Origin of the sequence: Bacillus kexueae (genome assembly GCF_022809095.1) — a bacterium.
Lineage (GTDB): Bacteria > Bacillota > Bacilli > Bacillales > Aeribacillaceae > Bacillus_BZ > Bacillus_BZ kexueae.
The window spans coordinates 213507-239037 of sequence record NZ_JALAZE010000002.1; the positions used below are offsets into that span (position 1 = coordinate 213507).

Genomic DNA, 25531 nt, shown 5'->3' on the forward strand with positions numbered 1-25531 from the left:
TTAGGGAAAAATCAACCATTCAATATGGTTAGTTGCGACTCCATTTGAAAAAGGGTATATTTGTAGGATGAAATATTGTATGTAAGGGTGTCCATATGAAAGTGATTATAACAGGAGGGGCGGGGTTTATCGGATCGCATGTATCTCGCTCTCTCATTGAAAAAGGGCATGAGGTGTTAATTGTAGATAACCTTCATCCATATTACCGCCGAGAACGAAAACAAATGCATTTAGATTATATTAAAAGGAGCGGAGACTTTCAGTTTCATAAAGCTGATATAAGGGATGAAAAAAAGCTTGAGGAAATATTTAATAACTTTCAGCCGGAAGCAGTCATCCACTTCGCAGCATTACCAGGAGTGCGGAATTCCATTTTACAACCGATAGAATACATTGACTTTGATATTAATGGGACAGTACAAGTTTTAAAAGCGGCAGGAAAAATTGGGGCAAAGCATGTATTATTTGCTTCATCTTCATCAGTTTATGGAGATCAAGTGAAGCGAGCGGTGAAAGAAGAAATGGCAGATGGAAAAGTGATTTCCCCTTATGCAGCAGCGAAATTTGGAGCAGAGTCCTTTTGTCACGCGTATGAACATTTGTATGGTTATACGGTTTCAATCATTCGCTTTTTTACTGTCTATGGCCCATGGGGCAGACCGGATATGGCCATTCAAAAATTCATTAAGAAGGCAATTGTTGGAGATAAAATTGAATTGTATGACCTTCAATCTGCTAGAGATTACACATATATTGATGATGCTGTAGAAGGAGTTTTACGAATATTATTTTACAATAAGCAATCGAATATATTTAACATTGGGACTGGTCATCCGATCGAACTTGTTACTGTAATCGAAGAATTAAATAAATATTTTCCTGCGCTTCGGTTCTCAACATCTACGCCACAAGTAGGAGATGTGAACTGGACGTGGGCAGATATCTCGAATGCACAGCATATTGTTGGGTATGAACCAAAAATAGCTTTTCAAGAAGGGTTAAAACGTACGGTTGAGTGGGCGAAATCCAATGTTCGAGCGTTATAAGTGGAAACAAGCAATCGGTGTCTTCGTTATTTGTCTTGGTGTTTGGATGGCTATCCAATATTTTCAGTTGCAACATTTGAAGCAGCTTGGAATATGGGTCCTAAACCAGCCTCTGTTACTTGTTACCATATTTAGTCTTTATTTTTCAGCTTTTGTGTTACGTGCATATGCGTGGTATGAATATGTAAATCGAACGATATCCTTAAGGTATTGTTTAAGTGGAATTTTTTATAGTATGTTTTTTAATCACATCTTACCGTTTAAAGGTGGAGATGTCATTCGAATAGGTGTAGCAACTGTAGAGCCAAATCGGACAAGCAAAGTAAGTGAGATTGTTCATTCGGTCATCATTCTTAGGTTAATTGATATAGGCATACTATTTTTGTTTACGAGTATTGGTTTTTTTGTTTGGATCGGAAATACCCCCGTACCAGTAAATAGGAATGCTCCATTTATAGTGGGAATTGTTTTGGCTGCGCTCTTCCTTTTAACCTCCAAAAGGTTTCGGAAAATAGCTCAACGCCAATGGGCATTATTAAGCGTGAGTTTAAGAGGGAAGAAAGGTTTTTTCATTATTTTTCTTATTTTTCTTAGTTGGATTTTAGAAGCATCCGTTGTCTACACATTTATACGATTTCAACCATATCATCTAACTTTTATCGAAGCAATCTGGGTGAATAGCTTGACAGTAGGTGGTCAATTTTTTCAAATCACTCCAGGTGGGATAGCATCTTATGAAGCATTTATGACATTCGGCTTAAGAGCATTCCACATTCCATTTTCTGACGCATTATCGGTTTCGATTATGACGCATTTATTTAAATTTATATTTTCGTTTTTCGTAGGGTATTTGGCGTTTATGCTCGTCCCATTAAATCGAAGTACTATCAAGGAGTTTTTACAACAAACGAAAAGTGTAGGAAGAGGGGATTCTTCATGAAGCAAGCATCGTCATTTGAAAAAGTGGCAGCGCGTTGTTGGAATCTATTAAATGAGGGGAAGCCGTTTACCCCTATTTTTACAATAGGCACGATGCTTTTATTTAACTTGACTAATTTGTGGGATGCGAAATTGTATTTATCATTCCTTTTTACGCTTCCATTACTAGTTATCTATTATCTTTATGACTTTCCACTGTTTTTACGAAATTACTTATGGATTCCATTAGTAGTATATATTTTGTTGTTTCAAACCGTATCAGTTCCGCTTTTATTCCTAGCTATTGGACTTTACTTTTTCTTTACTGTCTTTTTTTGGGGAACTCTTTATTATCATCTGCGAATTGGAACATCATGGCTTAACTTTACACGGTTTTGGAAATTGGTCTTAAAAAACAGTGATTCAACAAGTGGAAACGCACAAGAGCAATTACCAAAATTTTTGCTCATTCTTTCCGTATGGAACTACTTTTATGTCGTAGATACGGACATCTTCGTGAACCATTGGGCATTATGGGCACTTTTTTATGGTTTCGTTCTTTTATTTGCATTCATTTTGCATCGATATTTATTCGATTGGAAACCTGAACCTTATCAAACGTTCACGAGAGATACGACAAACGAACCTACGGTTGCAACAAGTGACAAGGTTGTAGTGATAGTTGTGGATGGGATGAGAAAAGAACGTTTCGAAGAAGCGAATACACCATTTTTAGATGAATTGCGAAAAAGCGGTACTGAATACGTTCAAATGGAAACGGTTTACCCGGCCCGTACAGTAGTTTGTTTCTCATCAATGTTTACCGGTACGTATCCTTCTGAACATGGGATTAAATCCAATATGGTATGGAAATTAGGATTGAAAGTAGAAAGTATTTTTGACGCATTGCGCAAAGTGGGGAAAAAAGGTCGATTGTTAGGGATTGCCCACTTAGTCGATTCAATGGGAGACGATGTTGACACTGTAACAGCGGTCATGCATAAAGATGAAGCAGATCGTAACATTATGGAGCGAGCGAAAGAAATTATGTTAGAAAAAGACCCAGACCTTTTTGTCGTTCAATTAATTGGAACCGATCAAATTGGCCATAGTCGAGGCGTATTATATGATGAATACATTGAAAAAATAGAAGAAGCTGACAATTTAATAGAAGAGTTTGTTATGTGGTTGAAGGATCATGGGAAGATGGAGAATACAACGCTTGTCATTTGTGCTGATCATGGACAAGCAGATGGAATTGGTGGTCATGGACACTTAGATGAAGGAGAACGTTTTGTCCCATTTTTCATGACAGGCCCATCTATTGAAGCAGGAAAGGTCATTCGTGAGAAACGTTCACTCGTATCATTAGCACCGACCATTAGCTATTTACTTGGAGCACCGTATCCAAGCCATAGTCGAGGACCTGTTTTAACAGAAGCATTAAAACAACAAAAAGGTGATGATCATCAATGAAAAAACAAAAAGTTATCGTGTTTCTTCCTGCTCATAACGAAGAACTTTCGATAGGAGAAGTGATCCGTAAAATTCCGCGAAACTTTCATCCATTTGTTTCGGTAGAGGTCCTGGTCATTGATGATGGATCAACAGATGAAACCGTACAAGTTGCAAAGAGTGCAGGAGCGGATTATATTTATTCGCATGAACGCAATAAAGGTTTAGGTGCGGCGGTTCGAACAGGTTTACAACATTGTGTAACGCTTGGTGCAGATATCGGTGTAATGATAGATGCTGACAATGAATACCCAGCAGACCAAATCCCTCAGCTGCTAGAACCAATTTTTAGAGGTGAAGCAGATTACACGATGGGCTCTAGGTTTTTAGGTACAATCCAGGGAATGAAAATTCATCGACGGATTGGAAACTATTGCTTTACTTTTTTGCAAAGTCTTTTATTACGAAAATGGATATACGATGGTCAGTCAGGAATGAGAGCATTTTCAAGGCAAGCTATGGAGAATGCAGAAATCATTCATGACTACAATTATGCACAAGTGATAACGTTAAATTTGGTGCGAAAAGGATTTCGCGTCCAAGAAATACCGATTACGTACCAAGTCCGGACAAAGGGTGAATCATTCATCAAATTTAAATCGTACATGAGTTCCGTTTTACCAGCGATTTTAAAAGAAATGAAGCGCCCGGTGAAAAAAGTGAAAATTAATGTTCACGCTCACAAAATAGATGATTCGTATAGTCAGGAGAAAATTTCATCATAAAGTTAGGAGCAGATGAAGTGGGAGACGCACTTTATCTGCTTTTTTACGTTATTTCGCATTGTTATTTGTCATGGATGAATCGAATACTTAAGATAAGTTCGCAACTAAAGCGATTGTAGCTTGGGGTATATTTAGTCGTGAACATTGTTGCTTTTTTGCAAGAAATAGTTTAATAATTTGGTGCTCTTTTTTTAAGGATTGTTGTTTTAGTACAATGTTTTTGGTCGTATGTACACTATGTAATGGAACTTCAGACACTTGACTCTCACTGAAAGCGTACGCTTGTTACGATAAGGTGTACAGCCAAAAATTTATTGAAGATGGATGATGGCAACGATAGAAATTTGCATATTTTTTAAAAAATATCGCATTCATTCAATGAAGTTGTTGACACTCTTCTTGATAATCATTATCATTATCAATGTAGGAGGATAAGATAATGAAACGATATAAAACACTATTACTACTATTCATTTTGATATTGTCTTTTAATTACATATATGTTCCGTCTGTAGGTGCCTACTCATATGGAGATCCTGGGAAGGAAGATTTCGCAGAAGCGTACAAAGAAATTGATGCGTATGCTAGTCAAGGAGACTGGGAACTTGCAGAAGCGGTTTTTGAAACGTATGAGAAAGAATTTGATTTATACTTCAAAAAACCAAAAGAATTAATTGATGAAGCATTTGAAACGAAAGATTTAGATTTGCTTTTAGGAAGTTATCAAGCAGCATTAGCTTTAAATATTGAGCGTCGTTTACACTTTGCTGAAGATAGTTTCGAAGAATATGGGCAAGCAAAACTATTATTAGCAAAAGCGAGAGGAACGTATGATATCCTCCACCCATTAGCTGTTGAGAAGTTAGGACAAGACCAGACAGAGGAAATTTATAAAGCGTTTGATGATGCCCTAACGGCTTTAGGAAACCCAGGGCTATTCGGAATTGGTAATAAAGAACAAGATCCTGAAACCTTTAAGACTGCTATTGAATTAATAATATCCTTAACCGCTGAATCTTTCCCACTCCCAAATGATAAAGAAGCAGACGAATCTCATTTAACGGAAGAAAACTTAGGGATTGATACAACGTTAAGTGATGAAAGTCATCCGTTTTGGTTATGGTTTACAATCGCATTAGCTACTATTTTCGTTGTACTTGTAATTGTGCAACAACGACGTAAGAAAAAAATGTCCTAACATACAAGGGGGGCTTTTGGATGGATTTTCAAGCGTTTTTAATTACGCTACGTGAGGCGCTAGAAGCAATTTTAATCGTAGGACTTATTCTCTCATACTTAACGAGATTAAATGCAAAACAATATAATAAATGGGTATATACAGGTGTATTTTTAGCTCTTGTTACTAGTTTTGTCGTTGCGTTAATTTTCCAAGTTATTTTAACTGGATTTGCAACGCTCGGGTCGGAAGTGTACTTAAAAGTAGGAATTATGTTTGCCTCTGTACTGTTGCTTACGCATATGGTCCACTGGATGAAGAAACAATCGAAAGACATTAATAATGATTTGCAAAAGAAGATTCAGGCTGTTGTCACTGCTGGAAGTGCCTCAGCGATGATTATCCACTCTTATTTAGTCGTAGTTCGTGAAGGAGTTGAAACGGTCTTTTATTTTGCAGCCATTTCTGGAGGAGATGTCACGAAAGTATTTACGAGCTATGGGGCATTAAGTGGATTATTAATGGCGTTATTGCTTGGCTATTTATTCTTTACGGGTACAATGAAAATTTCCTTAAAATCATTTTTTAACATCACAGGCATTTTAATTATGTTTATTGCAGCAGGATTACTTGTACAGGGAGTTGGAATCTTACAAGACCTTGGTAAGATGGGTTCTGTCATCACAACACCAGAAGGGAAGCCAGCACCTTTATATAACATCATTGAATTTATGCCAGAGCACTACGTCGATGAAGTTCATTATGAACGTGACACTGGAAATGAAGTTATGATTAGCGGGCAAATTGGATTGTTCATGGCAGCTATGTTTGGATATAGTCATAATCCTTCTTTTGAACAGGTTGCTGCTTATTGGTTATATTTCATTGGTGTCTTTTTATGGGTTCGATGGTTGAATCGGAGTAGTAATACTGAAGAAGTGAATAGTACGGTTGAAGTGAAATCAGCCAATGCATAAAGTAGAAAGGCTCGCAATTGCGAGCTTTTCTTATGTCAAAATCCAGGTGAAAAAGGAGAGAATTTCTTGGGAAATACTGTCGAAAAAAGCTGGAGTGTTATGTTTACTTTGATGCTTTTTCTTTTTTTTCTATCTTTGTATCATTTTGCTTTACCTCGTGTAAGTAGTTGGGATGAAGTCGATTTTAGCTTAGGGGTTTTACAATTTGATTTACTCCTAATGCAACCACATTTCCCTGGGTATCCTTATTTCATATTAGGTGGCATGGTCTTTCATACTTTCATTGAGAGCCCAATCTTATCTCTTGTATTTTTTAATATAACTTTATTAATACTTTCCACTATACCGATGTTCCTGATAGCCCAAAAGCTAGTTCAGCACAAAGCAATCTGGCTAGTAGCAATTGTGACGACACTCCCGTATTCAGCAGTCATTCTAACGCAACCGATGTCTGAAGGAGCAGCAATGGCTGTTTTATGGTGGTATATTTGGTCTATTGCCCACTCTAGAGATAATCATTCAAATTGGAAGCGATTTTTACCGGCCTTATTTCTAAGTTTATTGTTAGGCATTCGTCTTTCCTATCTTCCATTTGCTATCGGTTTATTATGGGTATGGATGATTCAATGGAAAAGAAATAGAAAATGGTCTATCATTTTTACGCATATCATTGTTGCTGCTTTTTTTCAATGTGTCTGGGTAGCTGGACTTATTTGGTCTGAAGGGAGTATTGAAAGTTTTTTCTCGTTGGCATTATCGTTTGTCGAAGGGCATTTTTCTGATTGGGGAGGAGCAGCAACGGCCGATGAATCAAGAACATTAATGGAACGTATGTTTACCTTAATCGTCCACAATATTTTTTGGACTGGTATTGCTGCTCAATCTCCTATTCTTTTAGGGACATACTCAATCTTGATTATTCTTCCATTTGTAATTGGCAACAATCAAAAAATGTCAGAGATGGAATGGATCATTATATTAATAGCAGTGAGTTATTTTATTTGGGCGCTATTTGCTCAAAACATTGATAAGCCAAGGCATAGCTTACCAATCATTTCATTGTTTACGCTTTGGTGGGGAGCAAAGGGGATAAATGTTCTTCCGAAAAGAATTGGTCTAGCTCTTACAACCATTTTAGTTTCCCTTCAACTATTTGTTTCGTACGCTCTTTTAGACGAACAATATCGAGAATTGCCTGCCGTTCATCAATTGATGGAAGAACTAGAACAAATCGATGAGCCTTTTATTATTTACACGTGGGAAGAAACAAGAGTGATGGAGTATTATGACATGCCGTTTGAACATAAGCGAATTTTGTCGTATCCATTCTTTTTGCACGATTTATCCTATTACGATGATCGAACCATCTATTTGACAAACCACGTTATAGAAGGATTCAAAAAGCAAGGTGTCGATGTATCCGACCGTATAACGAAAGTAAAGGAGTTTTCGTCAAACGAGATTTTTGACCCTGTTTATAGTAAAATAATACTTTATAGATGGGAATAATGGGGTGGTCACGTTGTACGAACATTTAAAAGAAAAACTGGCAGTCTTACCTGACCAACCTGGCTGTTACTTGATGAAAGATAAGCATGGAACGGTAATTTATGTCGGGAAAGCGAAAGTGTTAAAAAACCGTGTTCGCTCGTATTTCAATGGAACACATGATGGAAAAACGTTACGGCTAGTTAATGAAATTGAAGACTTTGAATATATTGTCACTTCATCGAATATTGAAGCTTTACTACTTGAAATAAATCTTATTAAAAAGTATGATCCAAAATACAACATAATGTTGAAAGACGATAAAAGTTATCCATTTATTAAGATAACATCGGAACGACACCCGCGTTTAATTGTCACCCGTAAAGTAAAAAAGGATAAAGGGAAATATTTTGGTCCCTATCCAAATGTTCAGGCGGCGCGTGAGACGAAAAAATTGTTGGATCGAATGTACCCGCTAAGGAAATGTCAAACGCTCCCTGACCGTGTATGTTTGTATTACCACATGGGACAGTGTCTAGCCCCTTGTGTTAAAGAGGTATCAGAAAGTACGAATAAAGAGTTAGTTGACGGAATTACACGATTTTTAAAAGGTGGCTATTCGGAAATAAAAAAAGATCTCGAGAATAAAATGCATCATGCCGCTGAAAATTTAGAGTTTGAGCGAGCAAAAGAATATCGTGATCAAATCGTCCATATCGAAACCTTGATGCAAAAGCAAAAAATGGTGTTGAATGATTTTATTGATCGAGATGTTTTCGGCTATTATTACGATAAAGGCTGGATGTGTGTGCAAGTCTTTTTTATTCGTCAAGGAAATATGATTGAGCGAGACGTGTCTTTATTTCCGATTTATGATGAACCGAAAGAGGAATTTTTATCGTTTATCGGTCAATTTTACGATAGGAACAACCATATTTTACCGAAGGAAATTTTATTACCCGATGATGTTGACGCTTGTTTAGTCGAACAATTGTTAGGTGTAAATTCCGTTCAGCCAAGAAGAGGAAAAAAGAAGGATTTAGTTTTACTTGCATACAAAAACGCAAAAATTTCCCTTCATGAGAAATTTCAATTAATTGAACGGGATGAAAACCGAACCATTAAAGCGGTTGAAAATTTGGGTAGTGAGCTTCAGATTCCGACTCCACTTCGGATTGAGGCGTTTGATAACTCAAATATACAAGGAGCCGATGCTGTTTCAGCTATGGTTGTGTTTATTGATGGAAAACCGAGTAAGAAGGACTATCGAAAATACAAAATTAAAACTGTGACGGGACCGGATGATTATGATTCAATGAGAGAGGTTATCCGTAGGAGATATACTCGTGTTTTGAAAGAAGGTTTACCAATTCCAGACCTCATCATTGTTGACGGTGGGAAGGGACAAATGTCAGCGGCAAGGGATGTATTGGAGAATGAATTAGGTTTAGATGTTCCAATTGCAGGACTTGTCAAAGACGACAAACACCGAACGGCGAACTTAATGATTGGAGAACCTCCTGAGTTAGTCGTACTCGAGCGAAATAGTCAAGAGTTTTATCTTCTTCAGCGTATACAAGACGAAGTTCATCGCTTTGCTATTACATTTCATCGTCAAGTACGAGGAAAAAATGCCTTTAAGTCTGCATTAGATGATATACCTGGCGTAGGAGAAAAACGTCGGAAACAATTATTAAAAGCATTTGGATCGGTAGAAAAAATAAAAGAAGCAACCATTGAGGAATTACAAAATGCGGGAATGCCACTTCCTGTAGCCAAAAAAATTAAAGAAAAATTTCAAAACTAAATTGAATTTTTGGAAATAGTCTGGTACTATGTATATTAAATTTAATAAAGTGATCGAAACGTACGTTCATAGTATGAAGATAGAGGTGCGAGATTCAAGAGTAAAATGTCGGAAGAGAATGGACTCTGGAGAAGACATTTGAAAGGGGAAATCGCCGAAGTGGGAGAAGATCCATTTCTTCACTCGCTGGTTCTGCATTGAACAAGTGTAGGACTGTCAAGAAGGTTCAACTTCTTGGAGAGCTATCTCATTGAAGCAAAGCGACTATTTATAATTCGTTTACCGCTAGCAATGAGATATTGGTCTCATTGCTTTTTTTATTTGGCTCTTTTCTAAAGGATTGTTGCTTTTAGTGTATATAAAATATATTGTTGAGAATCGTTTTTCCCTCTTTGTAATGGAGCGGAGGGCACTTGACTCCTGCGGGATGTAGAGGAAAGGGCGAGACCCCACAGGCGCATGACGAGGAGGCTCGACTTCCTCCCCGTGGAAAGCAAGTGTCCGTAGCGCGATGCTCAGCATTCATTTTAGAAATGACTGAAAAAGCAACAATCTATACGAAATCAGCCTTTTATTTCGACTGTTTTTTTATACATTGTTGCTTTGGATTTAAGCTGATAAAAGGATGATGGAACGTAAGTGAACTTATGTTTTCATTTGCACTAATTAAAAGACTAAACATCCTTTTGTATTTATCATCACTAGCCTGCATTCATAAATGTCGGAAAGTTAGAGATTCATTCATAGTGAGATTAGTCTTCTACATGATTGCACACCATAATGAGAAGAACCGTCTTCATTTGAACGGATTACGATGATCACAAGAAAGAGGGAAGAGGATATGGGATTAATTGTTCAAAAATTTGGTGGCACATCCGTTGGTAGTGTGGAGCGCATTCAGAATGTTGCAAAGCGAGTCATCATGGAAAAAGAATCAGGTCATGACGTAGTAGTTGTTGTATCCGCGATGGGGAAAACAACTGATCAGCTTGTATCACTAGCGAATGAGTTAAGTTCAAAGCCAAGTAAGCGAGAAATGGATATGTTACTTACGACAGGGGAGCAAGTAACCATTGCTTTACTTTCGATGGCCCTTTATGAGATGGGGCATGAAGCGATTTCGTTTACAGGATGGCAAGCGGGGATGATGACAGAGTCTGTTCACGGAAATGCTCGGATAACGAATATACAAACAGAAAGAATTCAAGAGCAGCTGGAGCAAGGAAAAATTGTTGTAGTAGCAGGTTTCCAAGGAATTTCAGAGAACGGTGAAATTACGACGTTAGGTCGAGGTGGATCTGATACGACAGCGGTGGCGTTAGCTGCAGCGTTAAAGGCTGATAAATGTGATATTTATACAGATGTGACAGGGGTATTCACAACAGATCCACGATACGTTAAAACTGCTAGAAAGCTAGATGCGATTTCGTATGATGAGATGTTGGAGCTAGCAAATCTTGGCGCTGGAGTTCTTCATCCAAGAGCCGTAGAGTTTGCGAAGAATTATGATGTGCCACTTGAAGTTCGTTCAAGTATGGAGTTAGAAAGAGGAACAATTGTTAAGGAGGAAGCGGATATGGAACAAAATTTAGTCGTAAGAGGAATTGCTTTTGAAGATCAAGTGACGAGAGTGTCAGTATGTGGACTCCCAAATGGACTACATACGCTTTCAACCATTTTTACAACGTTAGCGAATAATGGTATTAATGTCGACATCATTATCCAAAGCACTTCAAATGAGGAGAAAACGTCTATTTCATTCTCCGTTAAAACGGTGGATTTAGAAGACACCATTCGTGTGTTAGAGGAACATAAAAGTCTATTACAATTTGAACAAATTGAAAGCGAGTCAAACCTTGCGAAAGTATCTATTGTAGGGTCAGGAATGATTTCAAATCCGGGTGTAGCGGCACAAATGTTCCAAGTGTTATCAGAAAACGGAATATTGATTAAAATGGTGAGCACTTCCGAAATTAAAGTTTCAGCAGTTGTAGATGTAGAGTATATGGTGAAATCAGTAGAAGTGTTACATGAAGTGTTTGAGCTATCCAAAGAAGAAGCTGCAGTTTAAAAGGGAACAAAAAGGTCCAACTAGAAAGGAAATATTTCTAATTGGACCTCTTTTCCGTTTAAGTGTATTTAGTTAGTGGAACTTAATCGATTGATCGATCTTTTACATCCCACTTAACGGTGAATAAAACCTTTTTTTGGCGACGCTTCACTTCTTCGTAGGTTTCCGTCACACATTGGTGCATTCTTTCAATTTGTTCCGCTAAAAAACCTGCTTCTAATTGAAAAGAAGGCTGTTCATGATTTTCAAATCGCTTTGAGATGTAATCACTCTTCAATTCAAAAACCATTTCATTTTTGCTTTCTTTCAGTTTGGTTAGTTCACCCCAACCAGCATGTTGGAAAAAGGTGAATAAATCTTCCACTTTTTCGAGCGGGTATTTTCGAGCGAGGCGTTTGCCTGCCCAATACAAGATTGACGATTGTTCTTTTCCAAGTAAATCTGGAAGTAGGACATCCCTTAATATTTCAATACTAAATGCGTGAACATGAAGATTTTCAAGCTTTTCCATTTGTTCTAAGAATGCTTTCACGTAATTCCCCTCTTTCTAAAAGCCACTACTTATTATAACAAGTTTCGCACAAAGTGGTTTTAGATTGTCTCATTTTTTTTATTGTTACAGAAAGTTTAAGTTCAAAAAAGTATTAAAGTATTCTCTTTACAGTTTTTTTGGTGTCTAGCCCAAGCGCCATCAGCTCGGGTCGCTTCGACCCTGCTGAGAGGACGGAAGCCTCCTCGCGGGTCTCCAGCGCCCTTCTCCTAAGGACTTGCGCTTTGCGCTTTTTTTTAAAAGAAAGTGATGACATCTCAAGAGGAATTGGGATTGAAACACTATTTCATCCTATTTCGTATACTGGTAAAATAAAATTAGCTGAATTTACGAAAAATTTACATACTTGTACGCGTTTTCTTGACGCTAAATTCAGATGGGAGTAAAATGAATTTGTCATATTTTTTTACCAGAATTTTCGTCATACACGTGTCGAATTCTACTTGAAATCGAATTTGTAGTCTGTGTGTACGTAAAAGCTGGGGACAGGAGAGATCCAAAACATAATTTGTAAACGAGATTAGGGGGTAAAGTTCATGGCGGGTAACAAAGAATTTGCCAACCGAAAGCTACATTCACTTTTAGGAGTTGTACCAATCGGTATCTTTTTAATGCAGCACTTGGTTGTAAACCATTTTGCAACAAAGGGACCAGAAGCATTTAATAATGCAGCGCACTTTATGGAAAGTTTACCATTTAGGTATGTGTTAGAAGCATTTATTATTTTTATTCCTCTTCTTTATCATGCCATTTACGGTATTTATATTGCCTTCACGGCGAAAAACAACGTGAGTCGATATAGTTATTTCCGAAACTGGATGTTCATGTTACAACGTGTGACAGGCGTGTTTACATTAATTTTCGTCGCTTGGCACGTTTGGGAGACACGTATTGCGGCTGCATTCGGTAAAGAAGTGAACTACGATATGATGGCAGAAATTTTAAGTAACCCTGGAATGCTCGTCTTCTATATCGTAGGGGTACTATCAGCAATCTTCCACTTTGCAAACGGCTTATGGTCTTTTGCTGTAAGTTGGGGAATTACCGTATCTCCTCGATCTCAGCTGATTTCTACGTATGTAACGCTTGGTATTTTCGTTGCATTATCTATCGTTGGATTACGCGCAATCTTTGCATTCGTATAAAAAACAATATAGCTAACAAAGGGAGTGGGCCTTATGAGTAGTGGTAAAATTATCGTTGTCGGCGGCGGTCTTGCCGGATTAATGGCGACCATTAAGGCGGCTGAAGCTGGCGTTTCTGTAGATTTATTCTCACTAGTACCTGTTAAAAGATCGCATTCAGTATGTGCTCAAGGGGGTATTAACGGAGCGGTTAATACAAAAGGGGAAGGCGACTCTCCTTGGGAGCACTTTGATGATACGGTTTATGGTGGAGACTTTTTAGCCAACCAACCACCAGTTAAAGCCATGTGTGAGGCTGCACCTGGAATTATCCATCTTTTAGATCGAATGGGCGTTATGTTCAATCGTACTCCTGAGGGTTTATTAGATTTCCGTCGGTTCGGAGGTACGCAACATCACCGTACGGCTTTCGCTGGAGCAACAACAGGACAGCAGTTACTTTATGCATTGGACGAGCAAGTACGTCGTCACGAAGTAGCTGGACTTGTAACGAAATACGAAGGTTGGGAGTTCTTGGGGATTATCCAAGATGATGAAGGTGTATGCCGCGGTATTGTAGCGCAAAACTTAACGACAATGGAGATTCAGTCGTTCCGTTCGGATGCAGTTATTATGGCGACTGGAGGTCCTGGAATTATTTTTGGTAAATCAACGAACTCGGTTATTAACACGGGATCTGCTGCATCAATTGTTTTCCAACAAGGTGCATATTATGCAAATGGAGAATTTATACAAATCCATCCTACGGCTATTCCAGGAGACGATAAGCTTCGTTTAATGAGTGAATCAGCACGTGGAGAAGGTGGACGAGTATGGACTTATAAAGATGGTAAACCGTGGTATTTCCTTGAAGAAAAATACCCAGCATACGGAAACCTTGTACCGCGTGATATCGCTACACGTGAGATTTTCCATGTGTGCGTAGACTTAAAACTAGGTATTAACGGTGAAAACATGGTATACCTAGACTTGTCTCACAAAGATCCGAAAGAGCTTGATATTAAACTAGGTGGAATTATTGAAATTTATGAGAAGTTTATGGGAGATGACCCTCGTAAAGTTCCGATGAAAATCTTCCCAGCAGTACACTACTCAATGGGTGGATTATGGGTAGATTATGACCAAATGACGAATATTCCTGGGTTATTTGCTGCTGGAGAATGTGATTACTCTCAGCACGGTGCCAACCGTCTTGGAGCAAACTCACTTCTTTCTGCGATTTATGGTGGAATGGTCGCAGGACCGAAAGCAGTTGAGTACATGAACGGATTAAGTAAATCAGCTGAAGATTTATCTTCCACTTTATTTGAGTCACGCGTAAAAGAAGAACAGGCTAAATGGGATGAAGTCATGAGCCTTGATGGAACTGAAAATGCATATGTTCTTCATAAAGAGTTAGGAGAGTGGATGACAGACAATGTTACGGTCGTTCGCTACAACGATAAGTTATTAAAAACAGACGAAAAAATTCAAGAACTAATGGAACGCTGGAACAACATTAATATTAATGATACAGCGAAATGGAGCAACCAAGGGGCGACCTTTACACGTCAGTTAAAGAACATGTTCGAACTAGCTCGTGTGATTACACTTGGTGCATACAACCGTAATGAAAGTCGTGGAGCACATTATAAGCCAGAATTTCCAGATCGAAATGATGATGAATGGTTAAAAACAACGATGGCAAAATTTGCAGGTGCCTCTGAAGCTCCTAAGTTCCACTATGAAGAGGTGGACACATCCCTAATCCAACCACGTAAACGTGACTATACAAAGAAAAAGGGGGAAAAGTAAGATGAGTGAAAACAAAATGGTTCGATTTATTATTACGAGACAGGATCGACCAGACTCTACCCCTTACCAAGAAGAGTTCGAAATTCCATATCGTCCAAATATGAACGTCATCTCTGCTTTAATGGAAATTCGTCGTAACCCTGTCAATACGAAAGGTGAACCTACTAGTCCGATTGCTTGGGATATGAACTGTTTAGAAGAAGTATGTGGTGCTTGTTCGATGGTCATTAACGGAAAGCCACGCCAATCTTGTACGGCTTTAATAGACCAATTAGAGCAGCCGATTCGTCTTGAACCGATGAAAACTTTCCCTGTAGTACGTGACTTACAAGTTGACCGTAGCAGAATGTTTGACTCCTTGAAAAAAGTTAAGGCATGGATTCCAATTGACGGAACGTACGATTTAGGTCCTGGTCCTCGTATGCCAGAACGAAAGCGTCAATGGGCATATGAATTATCGAAATGTATGACGTGTGGAGTATGCTTAGAAGCGTGTCCAAATGTAAACAGCAAATCGAATTTCATTGGACCTGCTCCGCTTTCTCAAGTTCGTTTATTTAATGCTCATCCGACTGGTGCGATGAACAAAGCAGAACGTTTAGAGGCGATTATGGATGATGGAGGTCTAACGAACTGCGGAAACTCTCAAAACTGTGTTCAGTCTTGTCCGAAAGGGATTCCACTTACGACGTCCATTGCTGCCCTTAACCGTGATACAACGATTCACTCCTTCCGTCGATTCTTCGGAAGTGACAACCAAGAATAATAGAAAAAAGAGGTGTCCGAAAGTCAGTTAATACTGACGATTGGCGCCTCTTTGTTTTTAGTATGAAGCAATTTATAAAGGGTGAGTGGACACAAAGAACGAATCAAATTTGATCGAAAAAATCTCCTACATTTATGTCACAGCATCTTACCTTCCGACATACTATATTCTGACTAAAAATATACCCCATCCTCAAAAGATCAGCTCTCACCTAGCAAGGAGGGTTACAATACTTGAAGGAGAAAGAGTTTCAATCCAAGCCACTACTAACGAAAAGAGAGAGAGAAGTGTTTGAATTACTCGTACAAGACAAAACAACAAAAGAAATAGCCGGAGAATTATTCATTAGCGAAAAAACAGTTCGTAATCATATATCAAATGCGATGCAGAAACTGGGTGTGAAGGGGCGTTCACAAGCTGTTGTTGAGCTTCTCCGCATGGGAGAACTTGAGCTATAATAGTACCCTTGTCATCAATCATTCGACTTTTGGTGACGTGAAGACAAGAGAAAAACTCAATTCTCATGACACACTTTTCTATTTAACTCTTCTTTTACCCTCTCTGTTTTGAATGTTTAAGTTTTTTCAGTCTTTCGTTACTTGTTCAGATGTTTCGATGAATATGGTTGTTTTCTTGTTCAAAAAGTAACGGTTCCTGATAAAACACATAACGAAATAACCGGTCCCTTGTGGCCGGTTATTTTTTTATTTGATACAGAAAGTTTAAGTTCAATAAAGTGTTAAAGTATTCTCTTTACAGTTTTTTTGGTGTCTAGCTCCAAGCGCCATCAGCTCAGGTCGCTTCGGCCCTGCTGTGGCGACGGAAGCCTCCTCGCAGGTCCTCCAGCGCCCTTGGCTTTTTATAATGGAATCTTCCGTGTTCTTAAAATGTTCATTTTCAATAAGGTTACACCGTCATAATTTTGTTTTTTTCTTACTAGTTGAATTGTAATGGGATTGTCAAATAGGAGTACTTGAATTTTGAAGCGAAAACAGAGAAAATATGTTACGTAGTCAACAAACGACTAAAGATATTGATTGATAGAATATTCATTAGAGAGGAAATGAGAATGTCAGATTCAATGAATGCTAAACAGGAGCATGTTGTTCATATAGAAAAGTCATTGCGGAATATTGCGGTTATTATACAGCAAAAAGGTCGCGAGATTTTAAGTGATTATCAAATCACTCCTCCACAATTTGTTGCGCTGCAAAACTTGCTTGAATTTGGTGACTTAACAATTGGGGAGTTATCTGCAAAAATGTACCTTGCATGCAGTACGATGACAGACTTAATTGATCGTATGGAGAAAAATGATTTAGTCGTTCGGGTACGTGATGAACGAGATCGTCGGGTCGTTCGTATTCATCTTTTACCAGAGGGCGAGCGAATTATTGCAGAAGCGATTCGTAAAAGGCAGGAATACTTACATGAGATATTGGCTTCATTTTCTCATGACGAAAAGAACCAGTTGCAAACATTGTTAATAAAATTACATGAAGAAATGTTACAGTAAATGAGGCGATTTTTTGAATAATCCAATAGGTGTGATTGATTCAGGAGTTGGCGGTTTAACGGTGGCAAAAGAAATTATGAGACAGCTACCGAAAGAAGAAATTATTTATTTAGGGGACACTGCGAGATGCCCGTACGGTCCTCGTTCGAAAGAAGAAGTGAGAAAGTTTACATGGGAGATGACGAACTTTCTCGTTTCCCACTATCAAATCAAAATGCTCGTAATTGCCTGTAATACGGCGACTGCTATTGTATTAAAAGAGATACAAGAAAAATTGGATATTCCAGTGATCGGTGTAATTCAACCTGGGGCACGAGCGGCGATTAAAGCGACGAGAAATAATCATATAGCAGTCATTGGCACAGAAGGTACCATTTCAAGTGGGGCTTACGTTCGAGCTTTAAAAAAGATTAATAGTAGGACCATCGTAGACAGTTTAGCTTGCCCTCGATTTGTTCCGCTCGTAGAGAGTGGCGAATATCTTGGAAGAGAAGCACATCAAATTGTAAAAGAGTCGTTACTACCGTTTAAAGGGAAGCGAATGGATACACTCATTTTAGGCTGCACACATTATCCATTGCTTAAGCCTATAATTCGTCATTACATCGGACGAGATGTGAACATTATATCATCGGGGGAAGAAACAGCGGGTGAAGTAAGTACGATATTATCCTTTCATCAAATGTTAAATGACGAAGATTCAGAAAAACATCATCAGTTTTTAACCACTGGGTCTACATCTATTTTTCGTACAATTGCTTCGAATTGGTTTGGGTATCCAATTAAAGATGTTCAATCAATTGTTTTGCAAGAAGTTAGTGAATCTTCAAAATAAACTTAGAAGGGGTAGCGCGATCAAAATGTCGTGCTACCTTTTTTGTTGTTACAGAAAGTTTAAGTTCAATAAAGTGTTAAAGTGTTCTCTTTTCAGTTTTTTTGGTGTCTAGCTCCAAGCGCCATCAGCTCGGGTCGCTTCGGCCCTGCTGTGGCGACGGAAGCCTCCTCGCAGGTCCTCCAGCGCCCTTCGCCTAAGGACTTGCGCTTTGCGCTTTTTCTGTGAAAATAAAAATTACCTATGAGCTGAATGATCTATCATGATAGGTAGATGGTAGAAAGGAACCGCCGGGGAGAATAAATTTTCATGTCCGGGGTGTGAGTGTAAAATCATGTATGTTTCTTATTGCTCCAATTTCTATCGAAACGTAAAAACGGATCTGAATTTATTTGTACAAGAAAAACGGTCTATTTTTACAACAGGCTCGTATACATAATAGTACAAACCGTCTTGGGAGGGATACGAATGCCTAAAAATAAAATAAGGCTTGCGGGTGTTGCCTTATTATCAACATCTGTTCTGTTAGCAGGGTGTGGTTTGTTTGGAGGAGATGAAAAGGAAGATCTAGACCCACCGCAAGAAGTAACATACGTTGAAGAGGAGCAGCAAGGTGAGCAAGTAACAGAAAATGGGGAAGTAAATGAAGAACAAGAGTCAGAAGAAACGGCAGAAGCAGTTGAAAGAGTTTTGTACTTAATCGATAAAAATGGTATGGTTGTTCCACAATCTTTACCATTGCCTCAGACGCAAGAAGTTGCTAAACAGGTTGTGGAGTACTTAGTTGTTGATGGTCCTGTTTCTAATGTATTACCAAATGGCTTCCGTGCAGTCATTCCTCAGGGAACAATTGTCCAAGGAGTAAACATTAAAGAAGATGGCACTGCCATTGTTGATTTTTCCAAAGAGTTTTCAGACTACAAGCCTGAAGATGAACAAAAAATCTTACAAGCCGTGACGTATACCTTAACTCAATTTGAAAATGTACAAAAGGTAAAGCTATGGATAAATGGACATGAACTCACAGAGATGCCTGTGAATGGTACTCCGATTGGGGAAGGTGTTAGCCGTGAAGATGGAATAAATATGATTTCTTCATCGGTACTTGATATTACAAATACCCGTCCATTGACCGTCTATTATGCAGCTGAAAATGATGGTCAAGTATATTACGTACCAGTGACGAAACGTGTTAGCAATGAACAGCAAGATTCGGTTGAAGCGGCTGTTCAGGCACTAATCGAAGGACCAAGTCTTACATCCGGTTTACTGACTGAATTTCAATCAGATGTCAAATTGATTGAAAGCCCTGAATATAAAGATGGGGTTGTCACACTAAATTTCAATGAGGCAATCTTCTCTAGCTTTGATGAGGAGAAGAAAATGATTTCCGAACACACTTTAAATGCACTTGTGTTAACCGTAACTGAACAACCAGAAATCGAAAGCGTCGTCATACAAGTCAACGGAGAGAGTGATTTGCAGACCGAGGAAGGAAAGGCATTGAGCGAACCTGTTGTTCGCCCAGAGAAAGTGAACACTGGTAGTTTTTAATGTTGAATTTTTGATATACTAATAAGTGTGAGCCAAAAAAGAGGATCGCTAATTAGGCATCCTCTTATTTGTTGTAACGCTCAAAAGCCGAATCATTACCTCGGTTATGCTCTATATCCACATAGACAAAATAAGTGAAAAGAGATGATTCCATTCGTCTTTTGTGAGTGCAGAAGCTGTACATCAATAAAAAATAACGTTTGTCGACAGTCTATTACTCGGCTATGCCGAGTATTTCTATATTTTTTACATAGTGAAGGAAGTTTGGAGGGTCATTCATGCGACATGATGGAAGAAATCGAGATGAGCTTAGAAAAGTTGAAATGGTAACGCATTTTATTAAGCATCCAGAAGGTTCAGTCTTAATTTCAGTTGGAGATACAAAAGTAATTTGTAATGCTACAGTTGAAGACCGTGTTCCACCATTTATGCGTGGAGAAGGAAAGGGATGGATTACAGCGGAATATTCCATGCTACCACGAGCGACGGAGCAGCGTACGATTCGAGAATCTTCGAAAGGTAAGGTTTCTGGTAGAACAATGGAAATACAGCGTCTCATAGGCCGAGCATTACGCGCTGTTGTCGATCTAGAGAAGCTTGGAGAAAAAACGATTTGGATCGATTGTGATGTCATTCAAGCAGATGGCGGAACGAGAACGGCTGCCATTACCGGTTCATTTGTAGCAATGGCTTTAGCCGTAGGTGGTCTAATGGAAAAAGGCGATCTGAAAACGATGCCGATTACAGATTTCTTAGCGGCTACATCTGTAGGTATTGATCCTGAACATGGTGAAATACTTGATTTGAATTATGTTGAAGATTCCAAGGCAGAAGTTGATATGAACATTGTTATGACTTCAAAAGGAGAGTTTGTCGAGCTACAAGGAACTGGAGAAGAAGCAACATTTTCAAAAGAAAAATTATTCCAACTGCTTGATTTAGCCGAAAATGGAATTCGTCAATTAATTCAAGCACAAAAAGAAGCCTTAGGTGAGCTAGCGGAAAAAATCGGACAGAAAGAGGAGTAATCATGAAAGAAATTGTCGTTGCAACGAAAAATAAGGGGAAAGTAAAAGAGTTTGTCGATATGTTAGAGCCAAGAGGGTTTACGGTCCTTTCTCTGTTAGATATTGACGAGTCAATTGATGTGGAAGAGACAGGAACGACATTTCAAGAAAATGCTATTTTAAAAGCCGAGACGATTTCAAAAATGGTTAATAAGCCGGTCATTGCCGATGATTCAGGTTTAGCGATTGATGCGTTAAATGGTGAGCCGGGTGTATATTCAGCCCGTTATGCCGGTGATGAGAAAAATGATCGACAAAATATTGAAAAAGTGTTAGTGAAATTACAAAACATTCCAAAGGAAAAGCGAACAGCCAGATTTCATTGTGTTCTTGCTTATGCACATCCAGAAAAAGAAACGGTAACGGTTGATGGAACATGTGAAGGTTTCATCACGGAAGACATTTTAGGTGAGAATGGTTTTGGGTATGATCCGATCTTTTTTGTGCCGGAAAAGGAGAAAACGATGGCGCAAATGACGAAGGAAGAGAAAAATCAAATTAGCCATCGAGCAAATGCACTAAAGCAATTTGAGAGTATTTTGAACCAATGGGGAGAATAAGGCATGAAAGTATTAATTATCAGTGATAGTCATGGCGAGACAGAAGTGTTAGAAGCGATTGCGAAACGGCATGCACACGAAGTTAATGCGATGATTCATTGTGGAGACTCAGAATTATCAGTGGATCATGCAGCATTAAGAAATATGGTCGTTGTTAGAGGTAATTGTGATTGGAAAGCAGATTTCCCTAACGAACGCCTTGAGAAAATCGGAAATTGGTCATTTTTCATTACACACGGTCACCTTTACTCTGTGAAAACAACGTTAATGAATTTGAAATATAAAGCGGAAGAAACAAACGCAAATATAGTATGCTTTGGGCATTCTCATATTGCTGGAGCTGAAATGGTAGATAATGTGTTGTTTATAAATCCTGGTAGTATTTCACTGCCAAGGATGCGAAAAGAAAAGACTTATGTTATACTAAATTTAGCCAATGGCCAAGCAAACGTCGATTATTTCGACGAAAATGGAGAATTTATTCAACAATTGTCCACATCTTTTCAATTTGCTGACAACAATCGATAGGGGAGGAGCCATCCTCCCTTAAAAAAATTTCATTAGTAGTTGACATGAAAATATCATATCAATATAATAATAATTGTCCTTGAAATAAGAAATCATATTGTCCCAGTAGCTCAGCCGGATAGAGCAACGGCCTTCTAAGCCGTCGGTCGGGAGTTCGAATCTCTCCTGGGACGCCATTCCATTTACATATAATTCCCTTATCGTTTTCGGTAAGGGTTTTTTTATTGTTACAGAAAGTTTAAGTTCAATAAAGTGTTAAAGTATTCTCTTTACCGTTTTTTTGGTGTCTAGCTCCAAGCGCGATCAGCTCGGGTCGCTTCTGCCCTGCTGTGGCGACGGAAGCCTCCTCGCAGGTCCTCCAGCGCCCTTCGCCTAAGGACTTACGTTTTGCGCTTTTCTTATTTGTTCTCCTCTCAATCAACGGATCCCCACTTTTGAATCATTCAAAAAACCGGAAACAAATTTCCTATTTGAGTGTCATCATATTTTAAAACTTTGTTTAAGGTAATAAGTATTATAAATGATAAACGGCCAAATCGATTATTTTCCGTTATCATTTAGACTGCCGAAATAGTTAATCCATACATATTTAAGAAAAAATTAGAAAAAATTTTTTTCTTTGTCAAATATTATAACAACGGGAATGTAAGCGGTAACAAAATAATTGATAAATCAAAATTATCAAACAATTATAAAAAAGGGTGTTGACTGTAAGTTGAAATGGGCGTAATATAGGCTCAAACAATCTTACATCACCACTTTAAAGGCGATAAATACAGGTGATGTAAAAGGAATATTTACAATTTAGTCACCATAAGATTCATCAATGAGGATAAGCATAATTTTAGTTGACAGAATTTTCGGAAATTACATAAGGCAAAAAACGTCGAAGAGGATAAGTAATCATTAGAATCGATATCTTCAGAGAGCCGGAGTAGCTGGAAACCGGTGGTATCCCTAATGATGAACTCACCTCAGAGTGTCAACTTGAAAAGTCTTTTAGTAGAGTTGGCCGGGTGTATAGGTCATACACTCGTTATTAAAACGAATAGAACCTTCTATTCATGAGGTGGTCGTATTTCCGACCATGAAAAAGGGTGGTACCGCGGGAAGAGAACCTTTTCGCCCCTTGCTCCTACAAGTAGTAGGTGCTTTAGGGCGAGAAGGTTTTTTTGTTGTCAGCGATCACATTTCTTAAAACAACTTCACCAAATTGTTTTACAAAAGGGGGCGAATACATTGAATGCAAAATTGCCTGCGACAGAAAAGAAGGCGAAGCTCGGTAAAATGACAGGTGCCGAAATGTTAATCGAATCGCTCAAGCAAGAGCAAGTTGAAGTTATTTTCGGTTATCCAGGTGGTGCTGTGTTACCAATTTACGATAAGTTATATGACTCTGGCATGTTCCATGTGTTGACAAGACATGAACAAGGAGGAATTCATGCAGCTGAAGGATATGCCCGTATATCTGGTAAGCCGGGGGTTGTCATTGCGACATCCGGGCCAGGTGCGACAAACTTAGTCACCGGATTAGCAGATGCGATGATTGATTCTTTACCTCTCGTTGTCTTTACAGGTCAAGTGGCCTCAACTGTCATTGGCTCAGATGCTTTCCAAGAAGCAGATGTATTGGGAATTACAATGCCAATTACAAAGCACAATTATCAAGTGAGAGATGTGAACGATTTACCGAAAATCGTCAAAGAAGCTTTTCATATTGCAACTACGGGAAGACCTGGACCTGTTCTCATTGACATTCCGAAAGATGTATCGGTGGCAGAAGGTACGTTTGAATACAATCAAGAAATTTCCTTGCCAGGCTACCAGCCAAAGACAGAACCAAATTATTTACAAATCCGTCGTTTAGTAGAAGCGGTTAGTCGTGCGAAGAAGCCGGTGATATTAGCAGGAGCTGGTATTTTGCATGCAAATGCTGCAACAGAATTTCAAGCATACGTAGATCAACAACAAATTCCAGTCGCCAATACGTTGCTTGGATTAGGGAGTATTCCAGCAGATCACCCTCTATTTTTAGGGATGGCTGGTATGCACGGTACGTACACCGCGAATATGGCTTTATATGAATGTGATTTATTGATTAGCATTGGTGCTCGTTTTGATGATCGGGTTACCGGGAATTTAGCACACTTTGCACCGAATGCTACAGTAGCACATATCGATATCGATCCAGCTGAGATTGGAAAGAATGTTGAGACGCACATTCCAGTTGTGGGCGATGCTAAACTAGTCCTTCAATTGTTGCTCGAACAAAAAGGGAAACGTAGTGAAAATGCAGAGTGGCTAAATCTACTACAGTCAAACAAAAAATCGTATCCACTTTGGTATGAAAAATGCCAAGGGGTTATTAAGCCACAAGAGTTGATTGAAAAGATTTATGAAATGACAGAGGGAAATGCCATTGTTACGACCGATGTTGGTCAGCATCAGATGTGGGCGGCTCAATACTACAAGTTCCATTCTCCAAATCGATGGGTGACTTCAGGTGGCCTTGGTACGATGGGCTTTGGATTACCGTCTGCAATCGGTGCTCAATTAGCAGATGCCAAAAGAACGGTTGTCGCATTACTCGGAGATGGTGGGTTTCAAATGACGTTTCAAGAATTAGCCGTATTAAAAGAACAAAACCTACCAATTAAAGTGATTGTGTTAAATAACCAATCACTCGGTATGGTTCGACAATGGCAAGAAATCTTTTATGAAGAACGCTACTCGCATTCTGTTTTTGAAACGCAGCCAGACTTTGTGAAACTTGCTGAAGCATTCGGAATAAGAGGAACAAGAGTTTTACCAGGTGAAGGCTGGGAAGAGGCGCTTAACAATGCTTTTTCTTCAAACGAACCGGAATTAATAGAAGTCCGCATTGCGCCAGAGGAAAATGTTTATCCGATGGTTGCGCCTGGTAAAGGATTGCACGAAATGGTGGGGATAAAGAAATGAAACGGATTATTACCATTACCGTATTAAATCGTTCAGGAGTGTTAAACCGCATTACAGGTTTATTTACGAAACGGCATTACAACATTGAAAGTATCTCAGTCGGGCACTCCGAATCTGAAGGAGTATCTCGAATGACATTTGTTGTGAATGTCTCAGAAGAAAAAGAGGTCGAGCAAATTACGAAACAACTAAACAAACAAATTGATGTGATCAAAGTAATGGATATTACGAATCAATCAATTGTTGCTAGAGAACTAGCGCTCATTAAAGTAGGAACGAACCCATCTTCAAGAATGGAAATGTATGGGATAATTGAACCATTTCGCGCATCGATTATCGATGTTAGTAAAGATAGTTTAGTTGTTCAAGTGACAGGTGAATCTAATAAAATCGATGCTTTAATTGACTTGTTAAAGCCATATGGGATCAAAGAAATTGCTAGAACAGGTGTGACAGCATTCCCAAGAGGGACTCAAAAACAGCAATCAACGGAGAAAAATTTCTCTATAGTATAAAAAGTGTAGAAAGGGAGATGTT

Annotated in this window: 22 protein-coding genes, 1 tRNA gene, 1 riboswitch and 1 other annotated feature; of the genes, 22 read left to right on the plus strand and 1 reads right to left on the minus strand. The window is 38.7% G+C overall.

Annotation, left to right across the window (positions count from 1 at the left end; genetic code table 11):
- Nucleotides 1–95: 95 nt before the first annotated feature.
- The 9 genes from ML543_RS05300 to ML543_RS05340 all read left to right on the plus strand — a co-directional run bounded on the left by ML543_RS05300 (nt 96) and on the right by ML543_RS05340 (nt 11724).
- Complete coding sequence (locus ML543_RS05300; RefSeq protein ID WP_243386115.1) at nt 96–1046, plus strand: GDP-mannose 4,6-dehydratase; 951 nt, start codon at nt 96–98, stop codon at nt 1044–1046.
- The gene (locus ML543_RS05305) at nt 1030–1986 is read left to right on the plus strand and encodes a lysylphosphatidylglycerol synthase transmembrane domain-containing protein (protein WP_243386116.1); all 957 of its coding nucleotides are present in this window, start codon (nt 1030–1032) and stop codon (nt 1984–1986) included. The genes ML543_RS05300 and ML543_RS05305 overlap by 17 nt, the downstream gene beginning before the upstream one ends.
- The gene (locus tag ML543_RS05310) at nt 1983–3440 is read left to right on the plus strand and encodes an alkaline phosphatase family protein (protein WP_243386117.1); all 1458 of its coding nucleotides are present in this window, start codon (nt 1983–1985) and stop codon (nt 3438–3440) included. The genes ML543_RS05305 and ML543_RS05310 overlap by 4 nt, the downstream gene beginning before the upstream one ends.
- Nucleotides 3437–4204 (plus strand): glycosyltransferase family 2 protein, encoded by a 768-nt coding sequence (locus ML543_RS05315; protein ID WP_243386118.1) that lies wholly within the window; start codon nt 3437–3439, stop codon nt 4202–4204. The genes ML543_RS05310 and ML543_RS05315 overlap by 4 nt, the downstream gene beginning before the upstream one ends.
- A 439-nt stretch (nt 4205–4643) precedes the next feature.
- Nucleotides 4644–5402, plus strand: coding sequence for a hypothetical protein (locus ML543_RS05320; protein WP_243386119.1), 759 nt, complete (start codon nt 4644–4646; stop codon nt 5400–5402).
- A gap of 20 nt (nt 5403–5422) precedes the next feature.
- Nucleotides 5423–6358: an FTR1 family iron permease gene (locus tag ML543_RS05325; RefSeq protein WP_243386120.1), complete on the plus strand. Its 936-nt coding sequence runs from the start codon at nt 5423–5425 to the stop codon at nt 6356–6358.
- A 66-nt stretch (nt 6359–6424) separates the two neighbouring features.
- Nucleotides 6425–7867 (plus strand): hypothetical protein, encoded by a 1443-nt coding sequence (locus ML543_RS05330; RefSeq protein WP_243386121.1) that lies wholly within the window; start codon nt 6425–6427, stop codon nt 7865–7867.
- 13 nt (nt 7868–7880) lie between these two features.
- Nucleotides 7881–9653, plus strand: coding sequence for an excinuclease ABC subunit UvrC (uvrC, locus tag ML543_RS05335; protein ID WP_243386122.1), 1773 nt, complete (start codon nt 7881–7883; stop codon nt 9651–9653).
- A 72-nt stretch (nt 9654–9725) separates the two neighbouring features.
- Nucleotides 9726–9906, plus strand: a riboswitch (Lysine riboswitch).
- 588 nt (nt 9907–10494) lie between these two features.
- On the plus strand, nt 10495–11724 hold the full coding sequence (locus ML543_RS05340) for an aspartate kinase (RefSeq protein WP_243386123.1): 1230 nt from the start codon (nt 10495–10497) through the stop codon (nt 11722–11724).
- 82 nt (nt 11725–11806) lie between these two features.
- Here ML543_RS05340 and ML543_RS05345 read toward each other — a convergent pair whose 3' ends face one another.
- Complete coding sequence (locus ML543_RS05345) at nt 11807–12235, minus strand: YslB family protein (protein WP_243386530.1); 429 nt, start codon at nt 12233–12235, stop codon at nt 11807–11809.
- 575 nt (nt 12236–12810) lie between these two features.
- Between ML543_RS05345 and ML543_RS05350 the strand changes: the two genes are divergently transcribed.
- From ML543_RS05350 to ilvN, 13 genes are all read left to right on the plus strand, one after another.
- Complete coding sequence (locus ML543_RS05350; RefSeq protein WP_243386124.1) at nt 12811–13419, plus strand: succinate dehydrogenase cytochrome b558 subunit; 609 nt, start codon at nt 12811–12813, stop codon at nt 13417–13419.
- Nucleotides 13420–13452: 33 nt separating this feature from the next.
- Nucleotides 13453–15213, plus strand: coding sequence for a succinate dehydrogenase flavoprotein subunit (sdhA, locus tag ML543_RS05355; RefSeq protein ID WP_243386125.1), 1761 nt, complete (start codon nt 13453–13455; stop codon nt 15211–15213).
- A gap of 1 nt (nt 15214) precedes the next feature.
- Nucleotides 15215–15979, plus strand: a complete 765-nt coding sequence (sdhB, locus tag ML543_RS05360) for a succinate dehydrogenase iron-sulfur subunit (protein ID WP_243386126.1) — start codon at nt 15215–15217, stop codon at nt 15977–15979.
- A gap of 233 nt (nt 15980–16212) precedes the next feature.
- Nucleotides 16213–16437, plus strand: coding sequence for a spore germination transcription factor GerE (gerE, locus tag ML543_RS05365; protein WP_029279253.1), 225 nt, complete (start codon nt 16213–16215; stop codon nt 16435–16437).
- Nucleotides 16438–17060: 623 nt separating this feature from the next.
- Entirely contained in the window at nt 17061–17495 is a 435-nt protein-coding gene (locus ML543_RS05370; RefSeq protein WP_243386531.1) for a MarR family winged helix-turn-helix transcriptional regulator, read from the plus strand.
- Between the two features lie 13 nt (nt 17496–17508).
- On the plus strand, nt 17509–18330 hold the full coding sequence (gene racE / locus ML543_RS05375) for a glutamate racemase (protein WP_243386127.1): 822 nt from the start codon (nt 17509–17511) through the stop codon (nt 18328–18330).
- A 465-nt stretch (nt 18331–18795) separates the two neighbouring features.
- A complete protein-coding gene (locus tag ML543_RS05380; protein WP_243386128.1) occupies nt 18796–19881 on the plus strand; it encodes a GerMN domain-containing protein in 1086 nt (361 codons plus the stop codon).
- Nucleotides 19882–20159: 278 nt separating this feature from the next.
- Nucleotides 20160–20909: a ribonuclease PH gene (rph, locus tag ML543_RS05385; protein ID WP_243386129.1), complete on the plus strand. Its 750-nt coding sequence runs from the start codon at nt 20160–20162 to the stop codon at nt 20907–20909.
- A gap of 2 nt (nt 20910–20911) precedes the next feature.
- Nucleotides 20912–21508, plus strand: a complete 597-nt coding sequence (locus tag ML543_RS05390; protein WP_243386130.1) for an XTP/dITP diphosphatase — start codon at nt 20912–20914, stop codon at nt 21506–21508.
- 3 nt (nt 21509–21511) lie between these two features.
- Nucleotides 21512–22036 carry a metallophosphoesterase family protein gene (locus ML543_RS05395; protein ID WP_243386131.1) on the plus strand — a complete coding sequence of 175 codons (525 nt, stop codon included), beginning with the start codon at nt 21512–21514 and terminating at the stop codon, nt 22034–22036.
- 99 nt (nt 22037–22135) lie between these two features.
- Nucleotides 22136–22212, plus strand: a tRNA-Arg gene (locus ML543_RS05400).
- Between the two features lie 701 nt (nt 22213–22913).
- Nucleotides 22914–23169 (plus strand) — a binding site (T-box leader).
- 154 nt (nt 23170–23323) lie between these two features.
- The gene (ilvB, locus tag ML543_RS05405) at nt 23324–24994 is read left to right on the plus strand and encodes an acetolactate synthase large subunit (protein ID WP_243386533.1); all 1671 of its coding nucleotides are present in this window, start codon (nt 23324–23326) and stop codon (nt 24992–24994) included.
- Nucleotides 24991–25509, plus strand: coding sequence for an acetolactate synthase small subunit (gene ilvN / locus ML543_RS05410; RefSeq protein ID WP_243386132.1), 519 nt, complete (start codon nt 24991–24993; stop codon nt 25507–25509). The genes ilvB and ilvN overlap by 4 nt, the downstream gene beginning before the upstream one ends.
- The last annotated feature ends 22 nt before the right edge of the window (nt 25510–25531 follow it).

What these genes read in the sequence shown, in the direction of transcription:
- ML543_RS05320 (WP_243386119.1), top strand. Translation starts at nt 4,644, where the DNA reads ATGAAACGATATAAAACACTATTACTACTATTCATTTTGATATTGTCT.
- ML543_RS05305 (WP_243386116.1), top strand. Translation starts at nt 1,030, where the DNA reads ATGTTCGAGCGTTATAAGTGGAAACAAGCAATCGGTGTCTTCGTTATT.
- rph (WP_243386129.1), top strand. Translation starts at nt 20,160, where the DNA reads ATGCGACATGATGGAAGAAATCGAGATGAGCTTAGAAAAGTTGAAATG.
- sdhA (WP_243386125.1), top strand. Translation starts at nt 13,453, where the DNA reads ATGAGTAGTGGTAAAATTATCGTTGTCGGCGGCGGTCTTGCCGGATTA.
- ML543_RS05310 (WP_243386117.1), top strand. Translation starts at nt 1,983, where the DNA reads ATGAAGCAAGCATCGTCATTTGAAAAAGTGGCAGCGCGTTGTTGGAAT.
- ML543_RS05390 (WP_243386130.1), top strand. Translation starts at nt 20,912, where the DNA reads ATGAAAGAAATTGTCGTTGCAACGAAAAATAAGGGGAAAGTAAAAGAG.
- ilvB (WP_243386533.1), top strand. Translation starts at nt 23,324, where the DNA reads ATGACAGGTGCCGAAATGTTAATCGAATCGCTCAAGCAAGAGCAAGTT.
- ML543_RS05395 (WP_243386131.1), top strand. Translation starts at nt 21,512, where the DNA reads ATGAAAGTATTAATTATCAGTGATAGTCATGGCGAGACAGAAGTGTTA.
- ML543_RS05350 (WP_243386124.1), top strand. Translation starts at nt 12,811, where the DNA reads ATGGCGGGTAACAAAGAATTTGCCAACCGAAAGCTACATTCACTTTTA.
- ML543_RS05325 (WP_243386120.1), top strand. Translation starts at nt 5,423, where the DNA reads ATGGATTTTCAAGCGTTTTTAATTACGCTACGTGAGGCGCTAGAAGCA.
- sdhB (WP_243386126.1), top strand. Translation starts at nt 15,215, where the DNA reads ATGAGTGAAAACAAAATGGTTCGATTTATTATTACGAGACAGGATCGA.
- ilvN (WP_243386132.1), top strand. Translation starts at nt 24,991, where the DNA reads ATGAAACGGATTATTACCATTACCGTATTAAATCGTTCAGGAGTGTTA.
- ML543_RS05370 (WP_243386531.1), top strand. Translation starts at nt 17,061, where the DNA reads ATGAATGCTAAACAGGAGCATGTTGTTCATATAGAAAAGTCATTGCGG.
- ML543_RS05380 (WP_243386128.1), top strand. Translation starts at nt 18,796, where the DNA reads ATGCCTAAAAATAAAATAAGGCTTGCGGGTGTTGCCTTATTATCAACA.
- ML543_RS05300 (WP_243386115.1), top strand. Translation starts at nt 96, where the DNA reads ATGAAAGTGATTATAACAGGAGGGGCGGGGTTTATCGGATCGCATGTA.
- ML543_RS05340 (WP_243386123.1), top strand. Translation starts at nt 10,495, where the DNA reads ATGGGATTAATTGTTCAAAAATTTGGTGGCACATCCGTTGGTAGTGTG.
- ML543_RS05315 (WP_243386118.1), top strand. Translation starts at nt 3,437, where the DNA reads ATGAAAAAACAAAAAGTTATCGTGTTTCTTCCTGCTCATAACGAAGAA.
- ML543_RS05345 (WP_243386530.1), bottom strand. Translation starts at nt 12,235, where the DNA reads ATGGAAAAGCTTGAAAATCTTCATGTTCACGCATTTAGTATTGAAATA.